Annotated in this window: 2 protein-coding genes, 2 tRNA genes, 1 rRNA gene and 1 pseudogene; 3 read left to right on the top strand and 3 right to left on the bottom strand. The window is 52.2% G+C overall.

Features of this window, described 5'->3' with window-relative positions; all coding sequences use genetic code 11:
* The 3 genes and pseudogenes from LKD23_RS12735 to LKD23_RS12725 form a co-directional block, all read left to right on the top strand.
* Positions 1-261: pseudogene (locus LKD23_RS12735) on the top strand (plasmid recombination protein); the annotation flags it as partial.
* 42 nt (positions 262-303) lie between these two features.
* A complete protein-coding gene (locus tag LKD23_RS12730) occupies positions 304-618 on the top strand; it encodes a helix-turn-helix domain-containing protein (RefSeq protein WP_227621942.1) in 315 nt (104 codons plus the stop codon).
* A 15-nt stretch (positions 619-633) separates the two neighbouring features.
* Positions 634-2,022, top strand: coding sequence for a site-specific integrase (locus LKD23_RS12725; RefSeq protein ID WP_227621941.1), 1,389 nt, complete (start codon positions 634-636; stop codon positions 2,020-2,022).
* A gap of 161 nt (positions 2,023-2,183) precedes the next feature.
* Here the strand turns inward: LKD23_RS12725 and LKD23_RS12720 are convergent.
* The 3 genes from LKD23_RS12720 to rrf form a co-directional block, all read right to left on the bottom strand.
* A tRNA-Lys gene (locus LKD23_RS12720) sits at positions 2,184-2,259 on the bottom strand.
* A 3-nt stretch (positions 2,260-2,262) separates the two neighbouring features.
* Positions 2,263-2,337 (bottom strand) — tRNA-Glu (locus tag LKD23_RS12715).
* Positions 2,338-2,344: 7 nt separating this feature from the next.
* Positions 2,345-2,461 (bottom strand): 5S ribosomal RNA (gene rrf, locus LKD23_RS12710).
* Positions 2,462-2,489 lie beyond the last annotated feature (28 nt).

The following is a 2,489-nucleotide window of genomic DNA, read 5'->3' as shown; positions in this document are numbered from 1 at the left end:
AAGCAAGCCGACCACGGCTATATGATGGATGTGGAGAACCGCCGCCTGAAAGAAGAACTTTCCACCGCCAAGAAAGAAGCTGCCCGCTGGAGTACCAAATACCATGACCTTTGGTATGATGTAAAGCCTTATCTGGACGCTCTCCACCGTGCGCCAGAACTGGTACACGGCTTTCTGGAAAAGATTCTTGCACCAAAGCAGGAACGTACCATGGATGTTCAGCAGCGAAACCGCAAGCGTGGGCAAGATGTAGAACTTTAAGCTGAATTTTTAGATGATATGACAATATAAGGAGAAATGCTTATGGATTTTGACCGTAATTCTATGACCGTCCCTGTGCAATCTTCCGATTATACGAATAAGTTCTTGCAAAAGGACTCGAATCCCACTACAATGGAGGTGGTCACTCAAACCAATGCCGTCAAGTCTCCGACTGACAGCCCGAAAACCACGAAGCTGGTGTATACGGTGGAAGAGATCGCACGAATGCTGGCCATCAGCCTGCGCTCTGCTTACAACCTGTGCAACAGCACCACCGAATTCCGTGTTCTACGGATAGGCGGAAGCATCCGTGTCCCGAAAGACAGTTTCGATGCGTGGCTCAACCGGGCAGCTTGATAAGGAGGCAAATCTATGGCATATATTACGAAGCGCGGCAACTCTTACAGCGTCCGATACACCTACGAAGATGAGCACGGCAAGAGCTGCGACAAATGGGAGAGTTTTCCCACAAAGGAGGAGGCAACAAACCGAAAGAAGCAAATCGAGCATGAACTGGCAGCTGGCACATTCCTGATACCGTCCTCGGTGACGGTGGCAGAGTTCCTCATGGATTGGCTGCCCAATCAGTGCAGCAAGCACAAGTGGGCCCCCAAAACCTACGAATCTAACCTTTCCACCATCCAAAACCTCATTATCCCCTATATCGGCAGCATGGAGATGCAGAAGCTCAAGCCCTACCACATGGAAAACCTCTACACGACCCTGAGCAAAACGCCCTGCGGTTCGTATATCGAGGGTAAGAAGCAGAACCTGACCGAAAAGCAGAAGCAGCGGTTCCTTTCCGGCACCACCATCCACGAAGTGCATCGGCTGCTAGGAACAGCGTTCCAGTATGCCGTAGAGTGGGGCATTCTTGTCAAAAGCCCTGTTCCCGTGGACAGCCCCAAGAAGTCCACGCAGGAGCGCACCATTTGGACGGTAGAGGAAATGCGGGCGGCTCTGGACAGCATGGAGGACCCTATCCTGCATCTGGCAGTCCACCTGACGCTGGTGGGCGCGCTGCGAGAGGGCGAGATCGTAGGTCTGACTCCGGAAGATCTTGATTTTGACGCAGCAGATGGCATCGGAACCTTCCGTATCAACAAGTCCATGCAGCGGGTGCGAAAAGAAGCCCTGAATCAAGTAGACGATGGCTGCATCATCAAGGTATTCCCGGATAAGTTGGAACGCAGCACCACTTCCCTCATCCTGAAAAGCACCAAAACCGCATCCTCCTGCCGCACCATCTTCATGACCTCTGCACTAAAAGAAGAATTGAAGAAGTGGCTGAATCAGCTGGCGGCAGATGAGAGAAAAGACCCGACACGCTACCATGACAGTGGGATGCTGTTCCGTCTGCCCAACGGTCTGGCGGTGGAGCCGGTGCTCATCCGCAAAAAGTTCCTCAAGTGGCAGGATGCCCACCCGGAGTTCCCTCGCATCGTCTTTCATGGTCTGCGGCATTCCAGTGCCACCTATCAGCTGATGATTTCCGGCGGCGATGTGAAGGCCGTTCAGGGCACCACAGGACACGCTACGGCAGATATGCTGGTGAACACCTACGCCCATATCCAGCAGTCCTCCCGTGTAGAGCTGGGCAGGAAGTTCGAGGAAGGTTTCTATGCTAAGTCCGAAAAAACCAGCCCGCAGGCTGTACCCGCCGAAGGTGAACCGACCATTTCTATGACTGCTCTGCTGGAACTGCTGAAGAATGCAGACCCCGAAGTAAAGGCGCAGCTCCGTCTGGCTCTGCTGACCTGATGCAAAATTTACCATGCATTTCAAAGCAATTCCAGCCCATGCAGAGGATTCCTATGAAAACACCAACCGTGCAAAAACCGTGCATTGACCGTGCAAGCCCCGATTTTTCGGGGTTACATAACAAAAAGAACGACAAATCTTACGATTTGTCGTTCAAAATCTGGTGCACCTCCAGGGACTCGAACCCTGGGCCCACTGATTAAGAGTCAGTTGCTCTACCAACTGAGCTAGAGGTGCATATGGTGACCCGTACCGGAATCGAACCGATGTTAAAGGCGTGAGAGGCCTCTGTCTTAACCGCTTGACCAACGGGCCATACAAAAGTCGGCGACTACCTATTTTCACAAGCCGTTTCCAGCTAACTATCTTGGGCACGAGTGAGCTTAACTGCTGTGTTCGGAATGGGAACAGGTGGAACCTCACCGTCATCGTCACCGACCATATGACTGACACAGTATATCACATTT

Origin of the sequence: Faecalibacterium butyricigenerans (assembly GCF_020687345.1) — a bacterium.
GTDB lineage: Bacteria > Bacillota > Clostridia > Oscillospirales > Ruminococcaceae > Faecalibacterium > Faecalibacterium butyricigenerans.
The sequence above is the reverse complement of the archived record's forward strand: the minus strand, read 5'-3'. Positions and strand labels throughout refer to the sequence as shown.